Source organism: Blastomonas sp. AAP25 (genome assembly GCF_001295965.1).
In the GTDB taxonomy this organism is placed as follows: Bacteria; Pseudomonadota; Alphaproteobacteria; order Sphingomonadales; family Sphingomonadaceae; genus Blastomonas; species Blastomonas fulva.
Genome location: NZ_LJHP01000038.1, coordinates 47,539 through 70,546 on the forward strand (window position 1 = coordinate 47,539; position 23,008 = coordinate 70,546).

Sequence of the window (23,008 nt, forward strand, 5' to 3'; positions counted from 1 at the left end):
ATTCCCCGCATCCGCAATGCTTAAAGGGGGTGACTTTGGCGACGCGCAACAATCGCACGAAACAGGTTTTTCTGGGCTCTGCCATGGTGGCAGGGCTGTTCGGCGCGACCGCGGGCCATGCCCAGCAGATCAACGTCCCTTCTCCCCCCACCCGCGAGGAAATCGAGCGCCCCGTGCAGCAGCGCGCCGACCGGCCCGCACGGCTGACCGTCGAAGGCGATATCGAGCGCGCACCCTGCCCGCTGGCCGACCCTGCCTATGCCAATGTCCGCCTGACGCTGACCGAGGCCCGGTTCAACAACCTGGGGCCCGTCGCTCCGGCCGAGCTGCGCCCGCTGTATGAGCCCTATATCGGCACCGAGCAGCCGGTCGCGGTTCTGTGCGAAATCCGCGACGCGGTCGCCACCAAACTGCGCCGCGATGGCTATATCGCCGCAGTGCAGGTTCCCACCCAGCGCATCGACAACGGCATCGTCCAGTTCGAGGTGCTCTACGCCAAGCTGACATCGATCCGCGTGCGCGGCGATGCCGGCAATGGCGAGAAGCTGGTCGCAGGCTATCTCGAGCGGCTGACCGAAGGCACCGTGTTCAACCAGCGGCTGGCCGAGCGCTATCTGCTGCTCGCGCGCGACCTGCCGGGATACGACATCCGGCTCACCCTGGTGCCTGCGGGCACCGGCCCCGGCGAGCTGATCGGCGACGTGACGGTGCGGCGGACGCCGTATGAGGTCGACCTCAACGTCCAGAACCTCGCCGCGCGCGACGCAGGGCCCTATGGCGCGCAGCTGCGCGCGCAGTTCTATGGCCTCACGGGCATGGGCGATCGCACCTATATCTCGGCCTATTCGACGCTCGACTTCGACGAGCAGCAGATCGTCCAGGCGGGGCACGAATTCCGGGTCGGCAAGGAAGGCCTGACGCTGGGCGGGCGATTCACTTATGCCTGGACCAAGCCGCAGCTCAACCTGCCCGCAGGCGTTGGCGCGACGATCGATGCGACGACTTTGCTCGCCAGCATCGAGGCGCGCTATCCGCTGCTGCGCACCCAGGCTGCATCGCTCTACAGCACCATCGGCCTGGATTACGTCAACCAGGACATCGATTTCATCGGACCGCTGTCGCGCGACCGGATCCGCGTGGCCTATGCCCAGCTGGCGGGCGAGGCGATTGACATGGACAATGGCGCTGCGCCGCGCTGGCGGCTGGGCGGGCAGATCGAGCTGCGCCAGGGGCTCGATATCCTGGGCGCGAGCGAGGCGTGCAATTTCGTCTGCGCATTGGTCCGCACCCCCACGACCCGCGGCGATGGCGACCCGACCTCAACGCTCATCCGCGGCGAAATCGCTGCCGAAGCGGCGCTGGGCGACCAGTTCTCGGTGTTCGTTCGCGGACGCGGCCAGATCGCCTTCGATCCGGTGCTCAGCTTCGAGGAGTTTTCGGGCGGCAACTTCACCATCGGGCGCGGTTACGATCCCGGCGTGATCGTCGGCGATGACGGCGCGGGGTTCTCGGTCGAGTTTCGCGGGCCGCAGATCGCCCCGATCAAGCAGACCGATTTCTCGTTCCAGCCGTTTGTGTTCATGGATGTGGCGTGGACCTGGGACGATGGCCGTCCCGGCGATCCGCAGCGGCTGAGCTCGGTCGGCGGCGGCGTGCGCGCCCGGCTCGACGACCGGTTCCGGCTGGACGTGACCGTGGCGGTGCCCACCGAAAGGTCCGGCCTGCTGGTCGACACGCCTGATCCACGCATCCTGTTCACCCTCACGACCTTGCTACTGCCCTGGGGAGCCCGCTGATGGCCGATAACCGCACCATGATCGCCCGCCGCATCACGCTGGCCAAGGCGACCTCCGCGCTCGCGCTCGCCACCGGCCTGGCTCTCGGCGCATCGGGACCGGCGCATGCCCAGGCGTTCGAAGGCAACCCCACCGTGATATCGGGCGGGGTTAACATCGTCCGCACCCCCGGGACGGACACCATCCGCGTCGACACCAACCAGGCGGTGATCAACTGGACCACCAACGACGCCGCAGTCACCGGCGGGCCGATCAACTTCCTGCCCAGCGGGCGCACCGCCTTCTTCCGCAACAACCCCACTGCGCAGAACTTCTTCACCGTCCTCAACCGCATCATCCCCACCGGCACCAGCCGTGCAGTCCAGTTCAACGGCACCATCATCAGCCAGCTGCAGACCGCAGCCGGGCTCGTGCCCGGCGGCAATGTGTGGTTCTACAGCCCCGGCGGCGTGGTCGTGAACTCGACCGCGGTGATCGATGTCGGCGGCCTGCTGCTGACCAGTTCCGATCCGGTGCGCGACGGCAATGGCGATTTCATCAACGCGGCAGGGTCCTTCACCCTCAGCCAGGCTGCATCGCCGTCTTCGGTGATCGTCCAGCCGGGCGCCCAGATCCGTGCGACCTCTGAAAACAGCTACATCGCGATGGTCGCGCCGACCGTGCTGCAGGGCGGCAACGTCACCGTCAACGGATCGGCGATGTATGTCGGCGCAGAGGCTGCCACCATCACCTTTGGCGGCAACGGCCTGTTCGATATCCAGGTAACCACGGGCACCGACGGAACGGGCGGTCTTGCGGTCGGCCATGGCGGCGTGACCACCGGCCCGGCGAGCACCGGCGTGAACGACAACCACCGCATCTACATGGTCGCAGTGCCCAAGAACAACGCCATCACCATGGCGATCGGCGCCGGCAGCCGGCTGGGATTCGACATCGCGGGCGCTGCCGATGTCCAGGGCAACTCGATCATCCTGTCGTCGGGCTATAACGTGTTCGGCGATTTCGTGGACACCAGCGCGGCGGTCAATCCGGCGCAGGCGGCGGACATCAATGTCGCGCCGGCAGATATCACATCGTCGTTCATCGCTGCGGCCTCGCGCAACTTCCTGGGCCAGTCGCTCAGCGGCGATCTCAATTTCTTCAGCGATGTGCAGGCCTTTGGCGCCAACTCGGCCGTCCTGAACGCCGATGGCACCAGTGCCTCGATCAATGTCGGCGGCAACCTGACGCTGTCTGCCAACGATTTCCGCTTGGTCCAGGGCGCCAACGCACAGGCCGGAACCGTGCGTCTGCGTGCGAACAACGGCGGCGTGATCAGCCTTTCGGGCAATGCCAATCTGGATGCGGTCGGCATCGGCGGCTCCAACTCGACCAGCGGCACGGTGGGCAGCGGCACCGGCGGCGTGATCGAGATTCTGGCCAATGATGGCGGGCTGATCGCGATTGCGGGCAATCTGCGTGCGGATGCGTCCGGCTTCTCCGGTCAGACCGAAACCACCGGGGTTGGCAGCAACTTCGGCCGCGGCGGCAGCATCGGCGTCTTTACGCTGGGCAGCGGCGGAACGCTGCTGGTGGACGGGGGCACCGAACTGTTCGCCCAGGGTCTGGGCCTTGACGATGCGGGATCGGCGAGCGGCACCGGCGGCGCCGGCTTCGGCGGACGGATCGACGTCTTCGCGCAGGGCTCTGGCCATCTGATGCGCTTTGGCGATGCGTTTCTGGCCGATGTCACCGGCTTTGGCGGTAGTGGCGCCAATGCCGGCAACGGCGGCGCTGGCCAGGGCGGGCAGATTTTCGTCAGCACCGAAGGCGCCAGCACGCTCGATTTCCTGAGCGACCTGTCGCTGCTGGCCTTCGGCTTCGGCGGGACGGCAGGCGTGACCTCGGGCGCTGCGGGCGGCGCTGCCACGGGCGGCACCGCCAGTCTCAGCATGGGAGGCACCGGCGGGCTGATCAATGTCGGCGCGGATGCGATTTTGCGTGCCAGCGCGAATGGCGGCATCGGCGCACACACCGGCAATCTGGGCGGCAATGCCACCGGCGGCGGCGCGATCATCTTCCAGAACGCCGCAGGCGGCAATCTCACGATTTCCGGCACCACGCAGGTTGAATCCTTCGGCATCGGCGGCATGGCGACCTTTGGCGGCAACGGGCTGGGCGGCAACGCGCAGGTCATCGTCCAGAATGGAGGGCAGCTCAACCTGCTCAACGGTCTGACCGTGGACAGCTCGGGCCTGGGCGGCACCGCGAGCACCCCGGGCACGGGATCGTCCGGCAACGGCGCCGGCGGCGCGATCGCACAGCTGATCGCGCTCACCGGCGGCGTGGTCAACATCACCGGCGATGTCACGGTCTCGGCCAATGGCGCGGTGTTCGGATCGGCGCTGTCGGGAATCGATGGCGGCAACGGCACCGGCGGCAACGCCTCGATCTCGCAGAACACGCTGGGCCAGATCACCATCAACGGCAACGCCAATGTGACCGCGACCGGCACCGGCGATGCAAACCAGGGCGGCGGCGACGGGATTGCGGGCAATGGCGTGGGCGGCGACGCGCGCATCGTGGTCAACGATTTCAACGTCACCATCACCGGCAACGCGACAGTGGATGCGAGCGGCTTTGGCGGCAACAATCTGGGCGGAACCCGCGGCGGCAACGGCACCGGCGGGCTCGCCAATCTGGGCGCGGCAGTCGGCACGCTGACCATCGGCGGCGATGGCATCGCCCGGGCGTCCGGCCTTGGCGGCGATTCCGTAAGCTCCGGTTCGGGCGGAACCGGCATCGGCGGCCAGGCGCTGATCGGCACCGTCACATCGACCGCGCTGATCCAGATCGCAGGCATCGCGGATATCGCAGCCAATGGCGAGGGCGGCGACGGCTTCGGCACTACCGGCTCGGGCGGGGCGGCAACCGGCGGCACCGCACAGCTATTTGCGCAGAGCGGCCGGGTCAACGTCACCCGCAGCAGCTTCCTCAGCGCCTCGGCCTTTGGCGGCAACGGCGCCAGCAATGCGGCAGGCGGCGCAGCCCAGGGCGGCAATGCCAGCATTCTTTCGCTGGGTGACGGCCGCATCACGCTGGGCAACAGCGTGTTCATGGCGGCCTTCGGAGGCGCGGGCAGCAGCGCGGGCGGAACCGGCAACACCGGCACCGCCACCGGCGGCAACGCCGTCATCCAGGCGCAGACCTCGGGCAGCTCTGTCACCGTCAACGGCAGCGTCTTTGCCGATGCGAGCGCGGCCGGCGGTTCCAGCGGAACGGGCGTGATCGGGCTGGCGACCGGTGGCGCCGCGTCCGCTACCGCGCAATCGGGCCTGTTGCAGATCAACGGCGACGTCGTACTCGATGCCTCGGCCACCGGCGGCGATTCGACCGTTTCGGGAATTGGCGGCGCGGCCACCGGCGGACGCACGCTGATGGTGGTGTTCGGCACCGGCGGCGGCACCGCCAGCGCCACGGGCGCGTTGACCCAGCAGGTCAACGGCGTCGGCGGCAATGCCAATGTCGGCACCGGGGGCGTCGGCACCGGCGGCCTGGCCGAGTTCGGCACTTTGGGCATCGTCGGTACCGTGACGATCGGCGGCAACGCCAGCCTGTCGGCCAACGGCTTTGGCGGAACCGCCTTTGTCGCGGGCAATGGCGGCAATGGCGTGGGCGGCCAGGCGCGTTCGGGCGTCAACGGTGCAACGCTGCGCGGCGCGGACATCCTGCTCAGCGCGGTCGGTGCGGGCGGCAACGGGTCTGCGGGCGGCAATGGCGGCAACGGCACCGGCGGCGGCGCATCGCTGATCGCGGGCAGCGGCCCGGTGACCGGGCTGGTCGATTTCGACAATGTGCTGATCAACACCGCAGGCTTCGGCGGCGCGGGCGGCGCTGGCACCACCGGACCGACCGGCGGCACCGGCGGCAATGGCGGCATCGGCACCGGCGGCACCATCCAGCTGCTCGGCACGGCGGGCAACGGACAGCTCGATGTTCTTGACGTCCAGCTCAGCGCCGACGGCATCGGCGGCGCGGGCGGGCTTGGCGGCGCAGGCAGCGCGGGCCGGGGCGGCAATGGCGGCGCAGGCGGAGCGGGTATCGGCGGCCGGGTCGATTTGGGCACCCAGAGCGGTACCGGAGCGCTGACCGTCAATGTCGGCTTTGCGGATATCGGCAATGTCTCATCGGCGGCGCAGGGCTTTGGCGGCGCAGGCGGCAATGGCGGCTTGGGCTCGACCGGAAGCGGCAATGGCGGCAACGGCGGCGCAGGCTTTGGCGGCGACAATATCCTGATCGTGCGCGGATCGCGGGTGACTGCGGACGATATCACGATGGTGGTCGGCGGCGCTGGCGGCACGGGCGGCGCGGGCGCGGTCGGCGGCAATGGTGGCAACGGCACCGGCGGCGGCCTGGGCTTTGCGATCACCGACCGGTTCCAGATACCGGCAAATCGCGGTCTGCTGCAGGCGGGCAACGTCCTCGGCATTTCCACCGGCATCGGCGGCGCCGGTGCGGTGGGGGGCCTGGGCTATTATTCCACCGGCAACAATGTCGAGCTGCGCAATGCCGACGCTACGGTGACCAGCTTCGTGATCAATGTCGGCGGCGATCTTCCCGATCCGCTGCTGCAGCTTGAAGACTCGATCCGGATCAGCGACGGCACGTTCAACGCGGGCAACAGCTTCACCTATCTGACGCCCAATTCGCTCTCGGTGCTGATCGGCAACGCCTCGCTCAATGCCAGCGCGGTGGGTCTGAGCGCGGGCACCTTCGTCGCCGATACCCTGCTGCCCACACCCACCAACATCGGCACGATCACGGCGAATGCAATCAGCCTGCAGTCGGTCGGCAGCATCGTCGTCACGGCCAATTTCGCGACGCCCGGCGGTCTGACAGCGGTGGGCAACGGCGCGATCGACCTGGGCAACATCAATGCCGGCGGCGTGATCGGTATCCAGGGCACTTCGCTGCAGCTTGGCAACCTCACATCCGGCAACCACATCAACCTCACATCGACCAGCGGCTCGATCAATGCAGGGGTCATCAGTGCGGCCAACTTCATTGCGATGACCGCAGCGAACGGCCTGACGCTGACCACCGCGACATCCGGCACCGGCCATATCGATCTGCTGGTCAATTCGGGCAACCTGACCATCGGCAACCTCGCGGCCGGAACCTATATCGTGCTGGATACCCGCGCTGGCAACATGGCGCTGGGCAACATCCAGTCGGGTGCCGAAACCGAGATCGAAGCTGCGGGAAGTGTCCAATTCGGCAACGCCGTCACCGGTCTTGAATTTGCCATCGAAGCAACGGGCAACATTACCGGCGGCAATGTCAACGCTGCAGGGGCTGTGCCGACAACAAGCTACAGCGTCGGCCTGCTCTCCCGGACCGGCTCGATCCAGGTCGGAAACCTGACAGGAGCGCGCAACATCGGATTGGTGGCGCCAGGCACCATCACTACCGGTTCCCTGACGAGCGGCGAGAACATCATCGCCCTCGGCAACGGCAACATCCTGTTCAACGGTCCAGTCACTGGCGGAACGGGCGCAGCCAACTATTTCTATGTCGGCAACATTTCAATGGTGTCGCTGCTCGGCGCAGATTTCAATCCCGCGCCGCTGTTTGGCGTGACGCCGGTGCGCACCACCGGCAGCCTGACGGTCAACGGCCCCATCCAGACCGGCAATCTACTGGCCGGCGTCGGCACCGCGTTCTCGACCACCGGAGCGATCACCGCCACCGGCGGACGCGTCGCCATCACCGCCAACAGCATCACTGCGCAGGCGATCAACTCCACCCAGGGCACGGTCCTCAACGCCACCAACGGCAACATGACCGTCGGCAACATCGTCGCAGGTGGCCCTGTGTCGCTGCAGACCACCACCGGGCTGATCACAACCGGCACGCTGGCGGGCAGCCAGGTTGGCGTCGATGGCCAGGGCGCGGTCAGCATTGGCGGGGTCACCACCACGGGCGCGGCGCAGCTGCGGTCGCGTGCGAGCACGTTCACCTCCACCGGGGCGATCACCGGGGGCACGGTGAACATCGGCGGCACCGCAATTGCGCTCACCAACGTCACCAGCACGGCGGGCGCCATCGCGATGGGGGCGACTGCAGGCAATCTCACCTTCGGCACGCTGACATCTTCGGCCAACACCCAGTTCTCGGCCACCGGATCGGTGACCGGCGGGGATATCACCGCGGGCAGCTGGATCGGCACGATCGTCGGCGGCAACATGCAGCTGGGCAATCTGCGCACCACCGGTCCCGGCGTTGCGCCGACCAGCGGCTTCAGCATCGGCCTGGGCGCCAATGGCGCGATCACCACCGGCACCGTCAACAGCTTCGGCTCGGTGGGCATCGGGTCGGATGATGGCCAGGGCAATGTCGGCAACGCGGCCAGCATCACCACCGGCGCGATCACCGCAGGCGGCAGCGCGTTCCTGCGCAGCACGCAGGGACTGACCACCGGCGCGATCACATCGACCAACGAGATCCGCGTGCGCGGCGGATCGGTGACCACCGGCGCGCTGCAGGCGACCAACGCCATCCTGGCCGCGGCGATGACGGGCAATCTCAACACCGGCAACATCACCACCGGCACCTCGGCGGTGCTGCTTGCAGCCCAATCGGTCAACACCGGCGCAATCGGCACCGGCACCACAGGCACGACGCTGATCGCCAACAGCTCGGCCATTTCGCCGACCGGACTGATCTCGACGATCGACCTGGGCGCGCTGCTGGCGGCAACGCCGGTCCGCGTCGGAGGCAGCGTCTCGATCGGCGCACCGGTCACCACCGGCACGCTGCTCTCCGCCTCTACCGGCAGCTTCTCGGCCAGCAGCACGATCACGGCAGGCACGCGGATCAGCCTCGACGTCGGCGGTACTGCCGTCTTCGGCGGGCTGGCGGTCGCGCCCACCATCGCGATCAGCTCGGGCGACATCGCCTTTTCGCAGAACGGCGGTCTTGGCAACGCCAGCACCGGCACGATCACGCTGACCGCCAACCGCAGCGGAGCGGTGATCATCGGCGGCACGACGAGCGACAGCCAGTCGCAGCAGGGTGGCTACACGCTCGACGGCAGCGAGATCTCGCGCATCCGCGCGCAGAACATCGTGATCAACGCGCCCAACGTCTCCTCGACCGGCACCGGCGTGGAAATCCGCGCGCTGACGATGAACGGATCGGCTGCGGCCAGCGGGGTCAACCTCAACGGCTCGGAAGGCAGCCTGACGATCAACACGGCTGGCACCATCCGCGTCAACGGCAACGCCGTCTTCAATTCGATGGCATCGACCAACCGCGTGGCGCTCAACGCTGCGCGGGTGGAGATCAACGCCGACACCGGCGGCATCTTCCTCAACGGCAGCTCGCCGGGCGGGGTGCTGTCGATCACCGCGAACAACATCCACATCGCCAGCGCGTCGCTGCTGGATCAGCTGGCATCCAACGTCAACTTCACCGGACGCGACACCGCGCTCAGCCTGCCGATCGCGACATCGCGGCCAGACGGGGTGATCCAGGCATCGCGGCTGCAGTTCAATGTCGGCAGCACGCTGCTGATCCAGAACACCGGCACCAGCCTGCTGAACGCCGGGTTCTTCGGTCGGGTGGGCAGCGTCGAGATCGTCCCCCGGTCCTCGCAGAGCTCGTCGGGCCTGATCGACATGGTGATCTATGGCCAGTTGCTCGACACCGGCGATATCGTGCGCAACGGCAGCTCGGTGCGCGACCTGATCTTCCCGCGCTCGTCATCCGCCGGGCAGGACGGACCCAGCACGATCACCGGCTTCACCGCCAACTCCAGCGTCAATGGCTGCCTGCTCAGCGCGATCAGCTGCGGCGGCGGCGGCATCAGCGAACAGGGCCCGACCGTGGTGGTCCATGCCGGACCTCCGCCGCCACGGCCCGCCGAGGAACGCCAGGCCGAACGCGAGCAAGAGGAGGCCGAGGCTGCCGCGGAAGAGGCGGCACGCGGCGATGCCGCACCACGCCGCCCGATCATGCCGCCGGTCACCATCGTCAACACCCGCCGGCTTGGCGTCGATCCGATCATCGACGAGCCGGTAACCAGCGGCGGCAACCCCAATCTGCAGCTTGACCAGCCGCTGCCCAATGCCCTGCCCGATACTGGAGGCCAGCCATGATCCGCACCCCGTCCCTCACCCGTGGCTTGCGAGGCGCGCTGGGGCGCACGGGCGGTGCCGTCATGGCGCTCAGCCTGGGGATGGCAGGCCTGCTGCCGGGCAGTGCAGCTGCCCAGGGCGAAGACGCCATCGCGCTGCGCGACAGCTTTCGCGTCGGATCGGCAGGCGTGCTGTGCACCGCGCAATACCGCCCGACCGATGCGGCGCTGACCAGCATGTTCGATCGCGGCTATCGCGTGGTGTGCCGCGATGCCGCCAGCCCGGTGGGTTCGCTCTATGCGCTGCGCGGCGGCGAGGGCGACCGGCTGGCAAGCTATCTGCAGGCCGCAGCCAGCCGTCTCAGCTGCTCCGAACGGCAGGTGACCGAGGTCGAGAATGTCGGCGGCGCGACGGTGATCGAATGCCGCGACCCCAAGGCGTCGGTGGATTACCGGCTGTACGCGGCGGTGCGCGGCGAGACCGTGTTCATCGCAGAGGGTCTTTCGGGCTATGATTCCGCGCTCCGGCTGGCGCTGGCCTCGCTGGTCACCGACCGGCCGGTGACCGGCACGGTCGATGTCGCCACCACCTCGGTCAGCGATCCTGCCGCCTTTGCGCGCATCCAGGCGGGGACGCTGGACGAGGAATCGGCGCGCACCGAGGCCTATGTGCGCAACAATTACGGCGCCTATGCCGAATCGTCCGAATTCTTCGAAACGCTCGCCGCGCGCGAGAAGGGCTCGTCCGAACGCACCGCAGAGTTCCTCGCCAACCAGGCGCTGCAGCAATCGAACATGGGCGATTTCGCCACAGCAGGCGCGCTGTTCGCGCGCGCCGACCGGCTGGTCGCCGCAAGCGACGGCGTCACGCAGCGGATGATCCGCAACTTCCGCGCGATCGATGCGATCAACCAGCGCAACCCTTCGGCCGCGATCGCCTTTCTTGACCGTCCGGTGGCGATCGACACCGAGATGATCGGCGAGGCGCGGCTGTCGCAGGGCGAGATCACCAAGATGCTCGCCGACCAGATCAACCGCGAAAACTCGGGCCTCAAAAGGCTGGGCGGGGTCGACAGCAGCCTGACCGGCACCGAGCGCGCGCAGATCCTCGACGGCCAGGCGCTGCTGCTGCGCGGCTCGGCGCTGCGGCTTTCCGGGCAGAGCGCAGCCGCGCTCACCGCGCTGCAGCAGGGCATCGACATGATCGTGGCGGTGCGCAACGGCCGCATCAGCTCGACCGGCTGGCTGCGCGCCGAAGTCGCGACCCAGCGCGCGCTGATCCAGGAATCGCAGGGCGACATGACCGGCGCGCGCGCAGGACTGACCGAAGCACTGGCGATCTACCGACTCGATTACCCGCAATCGCCCGGCCTGCTCAGCGCCAAGGCTCGGCTGGCCGCGTTCCTCGCGCGGCGGGGCGAGGCGGATGCTTCGATCGCGCTCTATGACGAGATCGTCGCCGAGGGCGAGGCCGTGCCCAGCGCACGCGCGACGATGAAGGAAATGCTGGGCCCGTATTTCGCCCAGCTTGCCGTCCGCGCCGATGGCGATGCCTCGGTCGCCTCGCGCATGTTCACCGCCAGCCAGCTGCTCCAGCGCCCCGGCGTCGCGCAGACCCAGGCGGTGCTCGCGCGCGAACTGTCCGAGGGCAATGACGAAGCGTCCGCACTGTTCCGCCTGGCTGTGACCCGCACCCGCGAAATCTCGCGTACCAGCGCCGAGATCCAGCGGCTCGAGGCCCTGCCGGCGCCCACCGCGGACGATCTTGCGACGCTGGCGCTGGCCCGCGAATCGCTGACCAACCAGCAGAACGAGCAGACTGCGCTGCAATCGAAGCTGGGCCAGTATTCGCAGTATCGCGTGCTGTCGCCCACTTCGGTGACGCTGGCCGAGCTGCAGAAGCTGCTGGGGCCCAAAGAGGGCTATTACAAGGTGAGCTTCGTCGGCAGCCGTGTCTATGGCCAGCTGATCACCACCGACCGGGTGCGCACGGTCAGCATCAAGCTGACCCGCGCCGATCTGGACAAGACCGTGGCCAAGCTGCGCGATTCGATCGTGGTGATCGAAAACGGCCAGCCGACCAATTATCCCTTCGACGTGGTCGAGGCCAAGGCGCTTTACGATGCGCTGTTCCCCGGGCTGCAGCAGGACCTCGCCGGGATCGAGCACCTTGTCTACGAACCCGATGGCGCGCTGCTGCAGCTGCCGCCCGGCCTGCTGGTCGAGGACCAGAAGGGCGTCGATGCCTATCTGGAACGCACTGCGGCGATCGATGCCGACCCGTTCGACTTTACCGGCATCGCCTGGTTCGGGCGCGACCGGCGCTTTTCGATCGCGGTGTCGCCGCGCTCCTTCGCCGATGTGCGGACCATCGCGCCCGCACGCGGCAAGCAGGCCTATCTGGGGCTGGGCCAGAATGCGGCTCCGCCTGAGCGGATCACGCTGGCTTCGGCCACCCGCGCGGCGGACTGCGAATGGCCTATCAACACCTGGCTCGACCCGATCTCACCGGCAGAGCTCAAGCTCGCGCAGAGCGTGCTGGGCGCAGGCCGCGCGAATGTGCTGACGCAATCGGCGTTCAGCGACACCGCATTGCTCGGCCGCAGCGACCTGGATGATTATCGCATCCTGCACTTTGCCACCCACGGCCTGGTTACCGCGCCGCGCCCCGAATGCCCCGCCCGCCCGGCGCTGATCACCTCGTTCGGCGATGGCAGCTCCGACGGGCTGCTGAGCTTCAAGGAAATCTTCGATCTCAAGCTCGATGCCGATCTTGTCATCCTCTCGGCGTGCGACACCGCAGGGCTCGCCACCGTTTCGGCCTCGCGCGAGGCGGGAATCGAGACTGGGGGCAACTTTGCGCTCGATGGTCTGGTACGCGCCTTTGTCGGCGCGGGCGCGCGATCGGTGCTTGCCAGCCACTGGCCGGTGCCCGACGATTTCAACGCGACCGAGAACCTGATCTCCGCGCTGTTCAAGGCCAGTCCCGGCACTGCGATGAACGCGTCGCTGGCACAGGCGCAGCGCGCAGCCATGGACGATCCGCTGACATCGCATCCCTATTACTGGGCGGCGTTCATCCTGCTGGGAGACGGCACCAAGCCGCTCGTCCAATAAGCGCGGCTTGACCGGCCGCGCCGGGCCGAGGACGCCGATACTGGTCAAGAGGGGCAAAGCCGCCTATCTTGGGGGCTATGGGATTCTTTCGTGACATTTCGCCGATCCGCGCCGTGGGTGACCTCAAGACGTACTGGTTCGACCAGCAGGACCACAAATGGCGGTTCCTGCTCGCCTCGCTGGCGGCAACGACGACCATCTTTGCCGCGTTCTTCAGTGAATCGGGTTTCGAGGTGCAGTGGAAACGGCCCGAGATCACCTGGGTGACCAGCTTCGAGCCCGGGCGCAGCGACAGCGAGATCGCCGCCGAGAATGTCGCCAATCAGGAGCGCAAGGAAAAGCTGGAAGCCGAGCGGCTGGCACGCGAGGAAGAGCGCAAGGCGCAGTACCGGCGCCTCGCCGAACAGTTCGGCATGGATACCGAGTGATCGCAGCCCCCCGGTCTGATGCGGACTGGATGCAGGCAGCCATCGCGCTGGCGCTGCGCGGAAGGGCGCTGTCCAGCCCCAACCCCGCGGTCGGCTGCATCCTGGTGCGCGATGGCCGCGTGATCGGGCGCGGTTGGACGCTGGCGGGTGGGAGGCCGCATGCCGAGGCAATGGCGCTCGATACAGCTGGCGAGGCAGCGTACGGCGCCACCGCCTATGTCACGCTCGAGCCCTGCGCGCACCATAGCCAGCGCGGCCCGGCCTGCGCGGATCTTCTGATCGCAGCAGGCGTGGCGCGCGTCGTGATCGGCACACAGGACCCGGACCCCCGCACCAATGGCGAAGGCATCGCCCGGCTGGAGGCCGCGGGGATCGCCGTGCAATCGGGCGTGGCCGAGGCTGCCGCGCGTGCCAGCCTGGCAGGCTTCCTCACGCGGCAGACGCAGCGCCGCCCTTTCGTCACGCTCAAGCTCGCCACCTCGCTCGATGGCCAGATCGCGCTTGCCGATGGATCGAGCCAGTGGATCACCGGACCGCAGGCGCGTGCGCACACCCATGTCGAGCGCGCGCATCATGATGCAATCCTTGTCGGCGGCGGCACCATGCGCGCCGATGCACCCCGGCTGGATGTGCGGCTCAAAGGGCTCGAGGCACGCTCACCACGCCGCGTGCTGCTCAGCCGGATGGGCGATGCGCCGGCGGGATGGACCGCGATTGCCTCGCCGCAAGACATCGGTTCGCTCGAAGGCTGTGACTGGCTGATGGTCGAGGGCGGCGCGGAAACCGCCGCTGCGTTCCTGGCCATCGACAGCGTCGACCGGCTGCTGCTGTATCGTGCCCCGGTGGTGATCGGGCGCGGCAAGGCGGCGCTGGGCGAGATCGGGCTGGAGCAGCTTTCCAACGCGCATGGCCGATGGCAGCTCGAGGACACGCGGCTGCTTGGCAAGGACCGCATGGAAAGCTACCAGCGGATACGCTGACCCGCGACAATCGCCCGTGACCCGGGCAACACACAGGACGATCATGTTCACAGGCATCATCACCGATATCGGCACCATCGACCATGTCGAGCAGCGCGGCGACCTGCATGCGCGCATCCGCTGCAGCTATGACATGGGCAGCGTCGCGATCGGCGCCTCGATCGCCTGCTCGGGCGCGTGCCTGACCGTAACCTCCAAGGGCGACGACTGGTTCACCGTCGATATCAGCGCCGAGACGGTCAGCAAGACCAGCGCGGGACGCTGGGAGGCTGGCACCCGGCTGAACCTCGAGCGCGCGCTGAAGATCGGCGACGAGCTGGGCGGGCACATCGTCACCGGGCATGTCGACGGCATGGGGACCGTTGTGGCGCGCGAATCCGAAGGCGATTCGATCCGCTTCACCATTGCCGCGCCGCATGCGCTGGCGCCCTATATTGCCGCCAAGGGGTCGATCACCGTCGAGGGCGTGTCGCTGACGGTGAATTCGCATTCAGACCAGAGCGACGGCAGCGTCCATTTCGGGCTCAATATCATCCCGCATACCTGGGAGATGACCACCCTGGGCGCGCTGCAGCCGGGCGATCCGGTCAATCTGGAGATCGACGTGCTTGCGCGCTATCTGATGCGGATGAACGAGGTGAATGCGGCAAAATCCACTGCAATGTGATATCTACTTTACGAAGCACATTACAATGTGATACCGGAGTCCCCGAAGGGATATTCCGATGTCAGCACAGCTTATCGAACGTATCGTTGAAATCATCGAAGCCGGTCAGGAAAGCCGCGCAGGCCTCGCCCGCGCAGCCGGGCTGCACGCCAATTCGCTGCGCAAGCTGGGCGAGCCCGACTGGAACCCCACCGCCGATACCCTGGGCAAGCTGGAACGCTATCTGTCGCGCGACCCCGCCGGCGTGATGGCTTCCGCTGAAGAGATCATCAACGAAGCGCGCAACGGCCGCATGTACATCCTGGTCGATGACGAGGACCGCGAGAACGAGGGCGACCTGATCATCCCCGCGCAGATGGCGACTCCCGACGCAATCAACTTCATGGCCAAATACGGCCGCGGCCTGATCTGCCTGGCGCTGACCAAGGACCGGGTCGAGCAGCTCGGCCTCAACCTGATGTCACGGCACAACGGCACACGGCACGAAACCGCGTTCACCGTCTCGATCGAGGCGCGCACCGGCGTGACCACCGGGATCAGCGCCGCGGACCGCTCGCGCACGGTCACCGTGGCGATCGATGCCGCCAAGGGCCCCGAAGAGATCGTCACTCCCGGCCATGTCTTTCCGCTGATGGCGCGCGATGGCGGCGTGCTGGTGCGCGCCGGGCACACCGAGGCTGCGGTCGATGTCTCGCGCCTCGCGGGGCTCAACCCCTCGGGCGTGATCTGCGAGATCATGAACGACGACGGCACCATGGCGCGGCTCGACGACCTGATCGAGTTCGCGCACATCCACGGCATGAAGATCGGCACGATCCGCGACCTGATCGCCTATCGCCGCCGCCACGACCATCTCGTCGAAAAGCGCGCCGAGGTCCGCTTCACCAGCGAATTCGGCGGTGAGTGGAAGGCGATCGTCTTCTACAACAAGGCCGAGAAGACCGAGCAGACCGTGCTGCAGAAGGGCCATGTCGACCCCGACAAGCCGACGCTGGTGCGCATGCACGTGCTCAACCCGTTCGCCGACATCTTCGGCGAGACCGGCGCGCGGACCGGACTGCTCGAACGCGCGATGGAAATCATCGGAGCGGAGGGCTCGGGGCTGGTGGTGCTGCTCAACCGCCACGGGACCAACAGCCTCAGCCAGGCGATCCGGCTCAAGTCCGGCGAAGCGGTCGCCGACATGGAAGAACTGCGCGATTATGGCATCGGCGCGCAGATCCTCACCGAAATGGGGGTGCAGGACATGGAACTGCTCACCAACTCGCATCACAGCCTGGTCGGGCTGGATGGCTATGGCCTGTCGATCGTCGGCGAGCGACCGATCACGCCGCAAGCATGACCGGGGCATGCGGCTGCGTCAGACGGTAAAGCTCTCGCCGCAGCCGCAAGCGCCCTTGGCATTGGGGTTGGCGAACACGAAGCCGGCGGTGAAATCGTCCTCGACCCAGTCCATCACCGATCCGATCAGATACAGGATCGACCCGCCGTCGACATAGAAAAGCCCGCCCGGGGTCTCGATCTTCTCGTCGAACTTCACTTCTTCGGTAACGTAATCGACCGAATAGGCAAGCCCCGAGCATCCCCGGCGCGGGGTCGACAATTTGACCCCGATCGCCCCATCGGGCGCGGTCTGCATCAGATGTGCGATCCGTGCCTCGGCCGACGGGGTGAGCGTCAACGCGGCAGGACGGGTGCGGGTTGTGGTGGTCATAGCATTCCCATTTCAAGCTTGGCCTCGTCGGACATCTTGCCCGGATCCCAGGGCGGGTCCCAGACCAGATTGACCTCGGCATGGCCGACGCCCGGAACCGAGCCCACCGTGAGTTCGATCTCACCAGGCATCGATTCTGCCACCGGACAGTTCGGCGTGGTCAGCGTCATGCTGATGATGGCATGGCCATCGCTGACCTCGACGCCGTAGATCAGCCCCAGATCGTAGATGTTCACCGGGATTTCGGGATCATAAATGCCCTTGAGCGCCTCGATCACGGCCTCATAGACTTCGCCGCCCGGTTCGGTCGGTGCGACGCCGGTGGGCTTTTCACTGAGGAACCCGTCAAGATAATCGCGCTTGCGGCGATAGCGTTCGCCCGCGCTCTCGGGCCCGGTGGTGTCGATCGCCATGTCGACGCGCGCCTTGGGCGGCTTGTCCACCGCATCCACTTGCTGTGCCATGATCTTTCCTGTCTCGTCCATATCCCTCACCCGAAAATCCTGCGCACCCGGTCGAGCCCGCGCACCAGGGCCTCGACATCGTCGCTGTTGCTGTACACGCCGAAGCTCGCGCGCGCGGTGGCGGGCACGCCCAGATGGTCCATCAGCGGCTGGGCGCAATGGTGCCCGGCGCGGATCGCGACGTTGGCTTCATCCAATATGGTGCCGATGTCGTGCGGATGCACCCCCTGCATCGCGAACGACAGGATGCCCGCGCTGTCCTTTGGCCCGAAAACCTGGATCGCGTTGATGCCCGCCAGTGCCTCCTGTGCCTCGGCGACCAGTGCGCACTCATGCGCGTGGATCGCCTCCACTCCGATCGCCTCGACATAATCGATCGCGGCTGCCAGCCCGACCGCGCCCGCGATATGCGGGGTTCCCGCCTCAAACCGCTGCGGCGGGGGCGCAAAGGTGGTGCGCGCGAAGGTGACCCGGTCGATCATCGCACCGCCGCCCTGCCATGGCGGCATCTCCGCGAGCAAAGCCGCCCTGCCCCACAGCACGCCGATGCCGGTCGGGCCGTAAAGCTTGTGCGCGGAGTAGACATAGAAATCGCAGTCGAGTGCGGCGACATCGACCGGCAGCCGCGGCACCGCCTGGCAGCCATCGAGCAGCAGCAGCGCGCCCACTGAGTGCGCGATATCCGCCGCGCGCCGCGCATCGAGCACGCTGCCCAGCACGTTCGACACATGCGCCAGCGCAACCATCTTGTGCCGTTCGGTCAGCATCGATGCGAGCGCGTCGAGATCGATCCGGCCATCCTCGGTCAGCGGCGCGACGTCGATCTCGGCCCCGGTGCGCTCTGCCACCAGCTGCCACGGCACGATGTTGCTGTGATGCTCGAGCTGGCTCAGCATGATCCGGTCGCCGGGCTTGAGGTTGGCCATGCCCCAGCTATGCGCGACGAGATTGATTCCCTCGGTCGCTCCGCGCACGAACACGGTTTCCTCTTCGCGGCCACCGATGAAGCGCGCCGCCTTGGACCGCGCATTTTCATAGGCGATCGTCATGTCCGCCGAGCGCGCATAGACGCCGCGGTGCACGGTTGCGTAATCCGGCCCATAGGCCCTTGCGATCGCATCGATCACCGCGCGCGGCTTCTGCGCGGTCGCGGCGGTATCGAGATAATGCCAGGGCTTGCCTTCAGAGGTGACGAGCCCGGGGAAGTCGGCGCGGTGGTCAAGCAGGCGGGCGGGTGCGAGCGTGGCCATCACGCCAGACCCTCCAGCGCCGCAAGCGCGCGCGTCTCGATCGCCTCGCGTGCGGCATCGTCTTCCAGCGACACGAAAGCATCGGCGATGAACGCCTGCAGCATCAGCTTGCGCGCGATGCTCGGCGGCAGACCGCGCGCGGCCATGTAGAACAACGCCGCCTTGTCGAGCTCGCCCACGGTCGCGCCGTGCGCGCATTTCACATCATCGGCGTAGATTTCGAGCTCGGGCTTGGCATTGGCGGTCGCGGTGCGATCGAGCAGCATCGCCTTGACCGACTGCGAGGCATCGGTCTTCTGTGCATGCCGCGCGACCGCGACCTTACCCAGGAACGATCCGGTGGCATGGCCTGCAAGCACGCTGCGCACCACCTGGTTGCTGGTCGCATTGGGGTGCGCGTGGTTGACCTGCGTGACGATCTCGAGCGTCTGGTCGGCATGGCCGAGGATCGCGCCGCCCATCTCGAAATGCGCGCCCTCGTGCAGCAGCACGTTAACGCTCATCCGGCCATAATCAGCGTCGGTGGCGAGCAGGTGCAGCGCGAAGGTCGCGCCGGCCTCGATCACGACATCGAGGTCGATGATCGACACGCCCGACATCGCCACCGGCAGCACGATCTGGCGGGCCAGGGTTTCTCCCGCCGGGACAGTGATCCGCTCGGGCCCTTGCGGAACATCGCCCCAGACGCGCGCGAGCGCATCGAGATCGGCATAGCGCCAGGCCTCGTCCTTGCGGGTGGGGAGCGGGATGACGTTGCTCATTTCACCGACTCCGGCTTCTTCATCGCCCAGATGGCATAGACATAGGTCAGCGCCGCAGCACCAGCGATCGCTGCCCCCGTGTTCGGCTCGGGCACGAACAGATAGGCCGAATAGCAAAGCACCGCGCGCAAACCGAAATGGATCATCCCCGCGCGGTCATCCGCTGCCCAGCCATGCGGGACCCAGATCATGCCGGCAAGGATTGCCAGCCCCAGGATCAGCAGCGCGATCGACGAGGATGCCTGGGCGGCGAAAATCACGAAGGGAATGATTAGCGCGATCACGAAGATGAACTGCATGAACAGTTGGGTGAGCGGGTTCTTGTTCGATTGCGTGCTCAGCCCCGGCGCACCGCGCAGCTTGTCGATAAGGATCGACAAAGGGAACGGTGCTGCTGCTGCGGTAAACGCGACCCATGCAGGCATCGCATCGCCCATCCGCCAGCTTGCGACAGCCAGGGCAGACCATGTGATCAGCCCAGCGATCGGCATGCCCGCGGTGCTGTCCGCAAGATAATCTCGCTGCAACTGTGCGAGCGGCAAGGCGCGCATGTCACTCATGCAACTGCCTCATATCCCTGTTCTTCGAGCTCGAGCGCCAGTTCGGCGCCGCCGCTGCGGACGATGCGGCCACCGGCGAGGACGTGGACGAAATCAGGTTTCACCAGATCGAGCAGCCGCTGATAATGCGTGATCAGCAGCACGGCTTTATCCGGCTTGCGCATGATGGTGTTGATACCCTCGCCGACGATGCGCAGCGCGTCGATGTCGAGCCCGGAGTCGGTCTCGTCGAGCAGGGCGAGCTTGGGGTCGATGATCCCCATCTGCACCATCTCGTTGCGCTTCTTCTCGCCGCCCGAAAAGCCGACGTTCACCGGCCGCTTGAGCATGTCCATGTCCATCTTGAGCAATGCCGCCTTCTCCTTGGCGAGCTTGATGAACTCGGCGCCCGACAATGGCTCCTCACCACGCGCCCGGCGCTGCGAGTTGAGGCTTTCGCGCAGGAACTGCAGGTTGGAGACGCCGGGGATTTCGACCGGATACTGGAAGCCGAGGAACAGGCCGGCAGCCGCGCGCTCATGCGGTTCCAGCGCGAGCAGATCCTGGCCGTCAAAGGTCGCGGAGCCCTCGGTCACCTCGTACCCGGGCCGTCCGCCCAGCGTATAGGCGAGCGTCGACTTGCCCGCGCCGTTCGGCCCCATGATCGCATGGATCTCGCCCGCGTTGATGGTGAGCGAGAGGCCCTTGAGGATCGACGTGTCACCGACCTGGGCGTGGAGGTTGTTAATTTGGAGCATCAGTCATTCATCTCGTTCGGCAAAATCGGTTGTCTGTCGTCACACCGGAGTCTTTCGGGATGACGGATGTGGATTGGATGGATCATTCGCTCGTATCCGCAGCACTGCGGCGATCGTGGTAGAACGCCAGCACCTTGTCGGTGGTGCAATCGGTCAGCGGCTGGCGCTTGATCGCGCCTTCGGTCATGCACGCGCCGATCGCCTCGCAGGCATAGCCGTCGATCACCGGATCGCCGCTCGACACGCGCACGCGGCAGCTTTTGAGCACGCCCTTGCTGCGCGAGAGGCGCAGCTTGATCCGCTTCATCCGTTCGGCGACCACGACGATCTCGTCCGCCGGGGCGGGCGGCACCATCGCAGGCTGCATCAGGGCCAGGGCGGACAGCAGGATCAACCGACCGAGCCTTCCAGCGAAATCCCCAGCAGCTTCTGCGCTTCGACCGCGAACTCCATCGGCAGCTGCTTGAGCACTTCGCGCGCAAAGCCGTTGACGATCAGCGCCACGGCATCCTCGGACGAGAGCCCGCGCTGCATCGCGTAGAACAATTGATCATCGCTGATCTTGCTGGTCGTCGCCTCATGCTCGATCTGCGCGGATGGATTGCGCACTTCGATATACGGCACGGTGTGCGCGCCGCACTGGTCGCCGAGCAGCAGTGAATCGCACTGGGTGAAATTGCGCACGCCTTCTGCCCCCGGCGCGACGCGCACCAGCCCGCGATAGGTGTTGTTGCTGCGTCCCGCGCTGATCCCCTTCGACACGATGGTCGAGCGACTGCCCTTGCCGTTGTGGATCATCTTGGTGCCGGTATCGGCCTGCTGGTAATTGTTGGTCACCGCGACCGAATAGAACTCGCCGACGCTGTCCTCGCCATTCAAAACGCACGACGGGTATTTCCACGTCACCGCAGAGCCGGTTTCGACCTGCGTCCAGCTGATCTTGGAGCGTGCGCCCTGCGCCAGCCCGCGCTTGGTGACGAAATTGTAGATCCCGCCCTTGCCCTCGGCATCGCCTGGGTACCAGTTCTGCACGGTCGAGTACTTGATCTCGGCATCGTCCATCGCCACCAGTTCGACCACCGCGGCGTGCAGCTGGTTCTCGTCGCGTTGCGGCGCGGTGCAGCCTTCGAGATAGCTGACATAGCTGCCCTTGTCGGCGATGATCAAAGTGCGCTCGAACTGGCCGGTGTTCTCGGCGTTGATGCGGAAATAGGTGCTCAGCTCCATGGGGCAGCGCACGCCTTCGGGGATGTAGACGAAGGTGCCGTCGGAAAAGACCGCGCAGTTCAGTGTCGCGAAATAATTGTCGCGCACCGGCACGACCTTGCCCAGCCACTTCCTGACCAGATCGGGATATTCGCGGATCGCCTCGCTGATCGACATGAAGATCACGCCTGCGCGCGACAGCTCTTCGCGGAAGGTGGTCGCGACCGAGACGCTGTCGAACACCGCATCGACCGCAACCTTGCGCGCGCCCTCGACATTGGCGAGAACCTTCTGCTCTTCAATGGGGATGCCGAGCTTTTTGTAGACTTCCAGAATCTCGGGATCGACCTCGTCCAACGAGCCCAGCTTGGGCTTGGCCTTGGGCTCGGCGTAATAATAGGCGTCCTGATAATCAATGGGCGGCACGTTGAGCTTGGCCCAGTCGGGCGTCTCCAGCGTCTGCCAGATGCGAAAGGCCTTCAGCCGCCAGTCAAGCATCCACTCGGGCTCGTTCTTTTTGGCGCTGATATAGCGGACAGTGTCTTCGGTCAGGCCCTTGGGGGCCATTTCCTGCTCGATGGCAGACGAAAAGCCCCATTCATAGGTGCTCGCCTTTTCCGCCGCCGCCCAGGCATCGGCGTCGCGCGGCCTGGTGTCGGCTGCAGTGTCTGCAGGGGTGCTGTCGTCGGTCACGTTGAGGTCCTTTCGCCGACCTTCTTCAGGTCGAGCGGATGTTCGGGGCGTTCGGGATCGAGGCCAAGAGACGTTGGAACGTGCTGGCCGAGGCTTGCGAGAGTCACGCCTGAGAGCGCGGCGCGGATGGTGCGGTTGACGATCTGCCAGTGCGGGCGGACATGGCAGCTGCCCTCCATCGCGCAATCGCTGGCGTGGTCGCCCGCGCACACGGTGATCTCGATGGGGCCGTCGACCGCCTCGACGATATCGGCGAGCGTGATCGCGGCGGGCGGGCGCGACAGCCGGAAACCGCCGCCTGCACCGCGGACCGATTCGATCAGCCCGGCCGCCGACAGCTTGCTCACCAGCTTCTGCGCGGTGGGCAAAGGCAGCCCGGTCTCGGTCGCCAGCGCGCGCGCATTGCAGCGCATTCCGCCGCAATGGCGCGCGGCGGCGCTCATTAGCACAACGGCATAATCGGCAAGACTGGACATGCGCATAAGGCTTGACCCGCTAATCGGAGTGAATCGTTCCGAT

General features: G+C 66.5%; 16 protein-coding genes. 7 read left to right on the forward strand and 9 right to left on the reverse strand.

Annotated features, from left to right (window positions below):
* Nucleotides 1-35 precede the first annotated feature (35 nt).
* From IP68_RS18315 to ribB, 7 genes are all read left to right on the forward strand, one after another.
* A complete protein-coding gene (locus tag IP68_RS18315; RefSeq protein ID WP_162892490.1) occupies nt 36-1,796 on the forward strand; it encodes a ShlB/FhaC/HecB family hemolysin secretion/activation protein in 1,761 nt (586 codons plus the stop codon).
* The gene (locus IP68_RS20770; RefSeq protein WP_054136463.1) at nt 1,796-9,934 is read left to right on the forward strand and encodes an S-layer family protein; all 8,139 of its coding nucleotides are present in this window, start codon (nt 1,796-1,798) and stop codon (nt 9,932-9,934) included. Before IP68_RS18315 ends, IP68_RS20770 begins: the two co-directional genes overlap by 1 nt.
* The gene (locus IP68_RS18325; protein WP_082382489.1) at nt 9,931-13,029 is read left to right on the forward strand and encodes a CHAT domain-containing protein; all 3,099 of its coding nucleotides are present in this window, start codon (nt 9,931-9,933) and stop codon (nt 13,027-13,029) included. Before IP68_RS20770 ends, IP68_RS18325 begins: the two co-directional genes overlap by 4 nt.
* A 77-nt stretch (nt 13,030-13,106) precedes the next feature.
* Nucleotides 13,107-13,457 carry a hypothetical protein gene (locus IP68_RS18330; protein ID WP_054136465.1) on the forward strand — a complete coding sequence of 117 codons (351 nt, stop codon included), beginning with the start codon at nt 13,107-13,109 and terminating at the stop codon, nt 13,455-13,457.
* Nucleotides 13,458-13,486: 29 nt separating this feature from the next.
* Nucleotides 13,487-14,437 (forward strand): bifunctional diaminohydroxyphosphoribosylaminopyrimidine deaminase/5-amino-6-(5-phosphoribosylamino)uracil reductase RibD, encoded by a 951-nt coding sequence (ribD, locus tag IP68_RS18335; protein ID WP_054136466.1) that lies wholly within the window; start codon nt 13,487-13,489, stop codon nt 14,435-14,437.
* A 43-nt stretch (nt 14,438-14,480) separates the two neighbouring features.
* Complete coding sequence (locus IP68_RS18340; protein WP_054136467.1) at nt 14,481-15,104, forward strand: riboflavin synthase; 624 nt, start codon at nt 14,481-14,483, stop codon at nt 15,102-15,104.
* Between the two features lie 58 nt (nt 15,105-15,162).
* Nucleotides 15,163-16,446 (forward strand): 3,4-dihydroxy-2-butanone-4-phosphate synthase, encoded by a 1,284-nt coding sequence (gene ribB, locus IP68_RS18345; protein WP_054136468.1) that lies wholly within the window; start codon nt 15,163-15,165, stop codon nt 16,444-16,446.
* Nucleotides 16,447-16,464: 18 nt separating this feature from the next.
* On the opposite strand, the gene IP68_RS18350 is transcribed toward ribB, so the two are convergent.
* The 9 genes from IP68_RS18350 to IP68_RS18390 form a co-directional block, all read right to left on the reverse strand.
* Nucleotides 16,465-16,818, reverse strand: coding sequence for an iron-sulfur cluster assembly accessory protein (locus IP68_RS18350; RefSeq protein WP_054136469.1), 354 nt, complete (start codon nt 16,816-16,818; stop codon nt 16,465-16,467).
* Nucleotides 16,815-17,303: an SUF system Fe-S cluster assembly protein gene (locus IP68_RS18355; protein ID WP_054136470.1), complete on the reverse strand. Its 489-nt coding sequence runs from the start codon at nt 17,301-17,303 to the stop codon at nt 16,815-16,817. The genes IP68_RS18350 and IP68_RS18355 overlap by 4 nt, the downstream gene beginning before the upstream one ends.
* 5 nt (nt 17,304-17,308) lie before the next feature.
* Nucleotides 17,309-18,532, reverse strand: a complete 1,224-nt coding sequence (locus tag IP68_RS18360) for an aminotransferase class V-fold PLP-dependent enzyme (RefSeq protein WP_054136471.1) — start codon at nt 18,530-18,532, stop codon at nt 17,309-17,311.
* Nucleotides 18,532-19,293: a SufD family Fe-S cluster assembly protein gene (locus tag IP68_RS18365; protein ID WP_054136472.1), complete on the reverse strand. Its 762-nt coding sequence runs from the start codon at nt 19,291-19,293 to the stop codon at nt 18,532-18,534. Before IP68_RS18365 ends, IP68_RS18360 begins: the two co-directional genes overlap by 1 nt.
* Nucleotides 19,290-19,853, reverse strand: a complete 564-nt coding sequence (locus IP68_RS18370) for a hypothetical protein (RefSeq protein ID WP_150126314.1) — start codon at nt 19,851-19,853, stop codon at nt 19,290-19,292. The genes IP68_RS18365 and IP68_RS18370 overlap by 4 nt, the downstream gene beginning before the upstream one ends.
* A complete protein-coding gene (sufC, locus tag IP68_RS18375) occupies nt 19,850-20,590 on the reverse strand; it encodes a Fe-S cluster assembly ATPase SufC (RefSeq protein ID WP_054136474.1) in 741 nt (246 codons plus the stop codon). Before sufC ends, IP68_RS18370 begins: the two co-directional genes overlap by 4 nt.
* 82 nt (nt 20,591-20,672) lie before the next feature.
* Complete coding sequence (locus IP68_RS18380) at nt 20,673-20,984, reverse strand: hypothetical protein (protein WP_054136475.1); 312 nt, start codon at nt 20,982-20,984, stop codon at nt 20,673-20,675.
* A complete protein-coding gene (gene sufB, locus IP68_RS18385) occupies nt 20,981-22,489 on the reverse strand; it encodes a Fe-S cluster assembly protein SufB (protein ID WP_054136476.1) in 1,509 nt (502 codons plus the stop codon). The genes IP68_RS18380 and sufB overlap by 4 nt, the downstream gene beginning before the upstream one ends.
* Nucleotides 22,486-22,971 carry an SUF system Fe-S cluster assembly regulator gene (locus IP68_RS18390; RefSeq protein WP_054136477.1) on the reverse strand — a complete coding sequence of 162 codons (486 nt, stop codon included), beginning with the start codon at nt 22,969-22,971 and terminating at the stop codon, nt 22,486-22,488. The genes sufB and IP68_RS18390 overlap by 4 nt, the downstream gene beginning before the upstream one ends.
* Between the last annotated feature and the right edge of the window lie 37 nt (nt 22,972-23,008).

What these genes read in the sequence shown, in the direction of transcription:
- IP68_RS20770 (WP_054136463.1), top strand. Translation starts at nt 1,796, where the DNA reads ATGGCCGATAACCGCACCATGATCGCCCGCCGCATCACGCTGGCCAAG.
- IP68_RS18325 (WP_082382489.1), top strand. Translation starts at nt 9,931, where the DNA reads ATGATCCGCACCCCGTCCCTCACCCGTGGCTTGCGAGGCGCGCTGGGG.
- IP68_RS18330 (WP_054136465.1), top strand. Translation starts at nt 13,107, where the DNA reads ATGGGATTCTTTCGTGACATTTCGCCGATCCGCGCCGTGGGTGACCTC.
- ribD (WP_054136466.1), top strand. Translation starts at nt 13,487, where the DNA reads ATGCAGGCAGCCATCGCGCTGGCGCTGCGCGGAAGGGCGCTGTCCAGC.
- IP68_RS18340 (WP_054136467.1), top strand. Translation starts at nt 14,481, where the DNA reads ATGTTCACAGGCATCATCACCGATATCGGCACCATCGACCATGTCGAG.
- ribB (WP_054136468.1), top strand. Translation starts at nt 15,163, where the DNA reads ATGTCAGCACAGCTTATCGAACGTATCGTTGAAATCATCGAAGCCGGT.
- IP68_RS18350 (WP_054136469.1), bottom strand. Translation starts at nt 16,818, where the DNA reads ATGACCACCACAACCCGCACCCGTCCTGCCGCGTTGACGCTCACCCCG.
- IP68_RS18355 (WP_054136470.1), bottom strand. Translation starts at nt 17,303, where the DNA reads ATGGACGAGACAGGAAAGATCATGGCACAGCAAGTGGATGCGGTGGAC.
- IP68_RS18360 (WP_054136471.1), bottom strand. Translation starts at nt 18,532, where the DNA reads ATGGCCACGCTCGCACCCGCCCGCCTGCTTGACCACCGCGCCGACTTC.
- IP68_RS18365 (WP_054136472.1), bottom strand. Translation starts at nt 19,293, where the DNA reads ATGAGCAACGTCATCCCGCTCCCCACCCGCAAGGACGAGGCCTGGCGC.
- IP68_RS18370 (WP_150126314.1), bottom strand. Translation starts at nt 19,853, where the DNA reads ATGAGTGACATGCGCGCCTTGCCGCTCGCACAGTTGCAGCGAGATTAT.
- sufC (WP_054136474.1), bottom strand. Translation starts at nt 20,590, where the DNA reads ATGCTCCAAATTAACAACCTCCACGCCCAGGTCGGTGACACGTCGATC.
- IP68_RS18390 (WP_054136477.1), bottom strand. Translation starts at nt 22,971, where the DNA reads ATGCGCATGTCCAGTCTTGCCGATTATGCCGTTGTGCTAATGAGCGCC.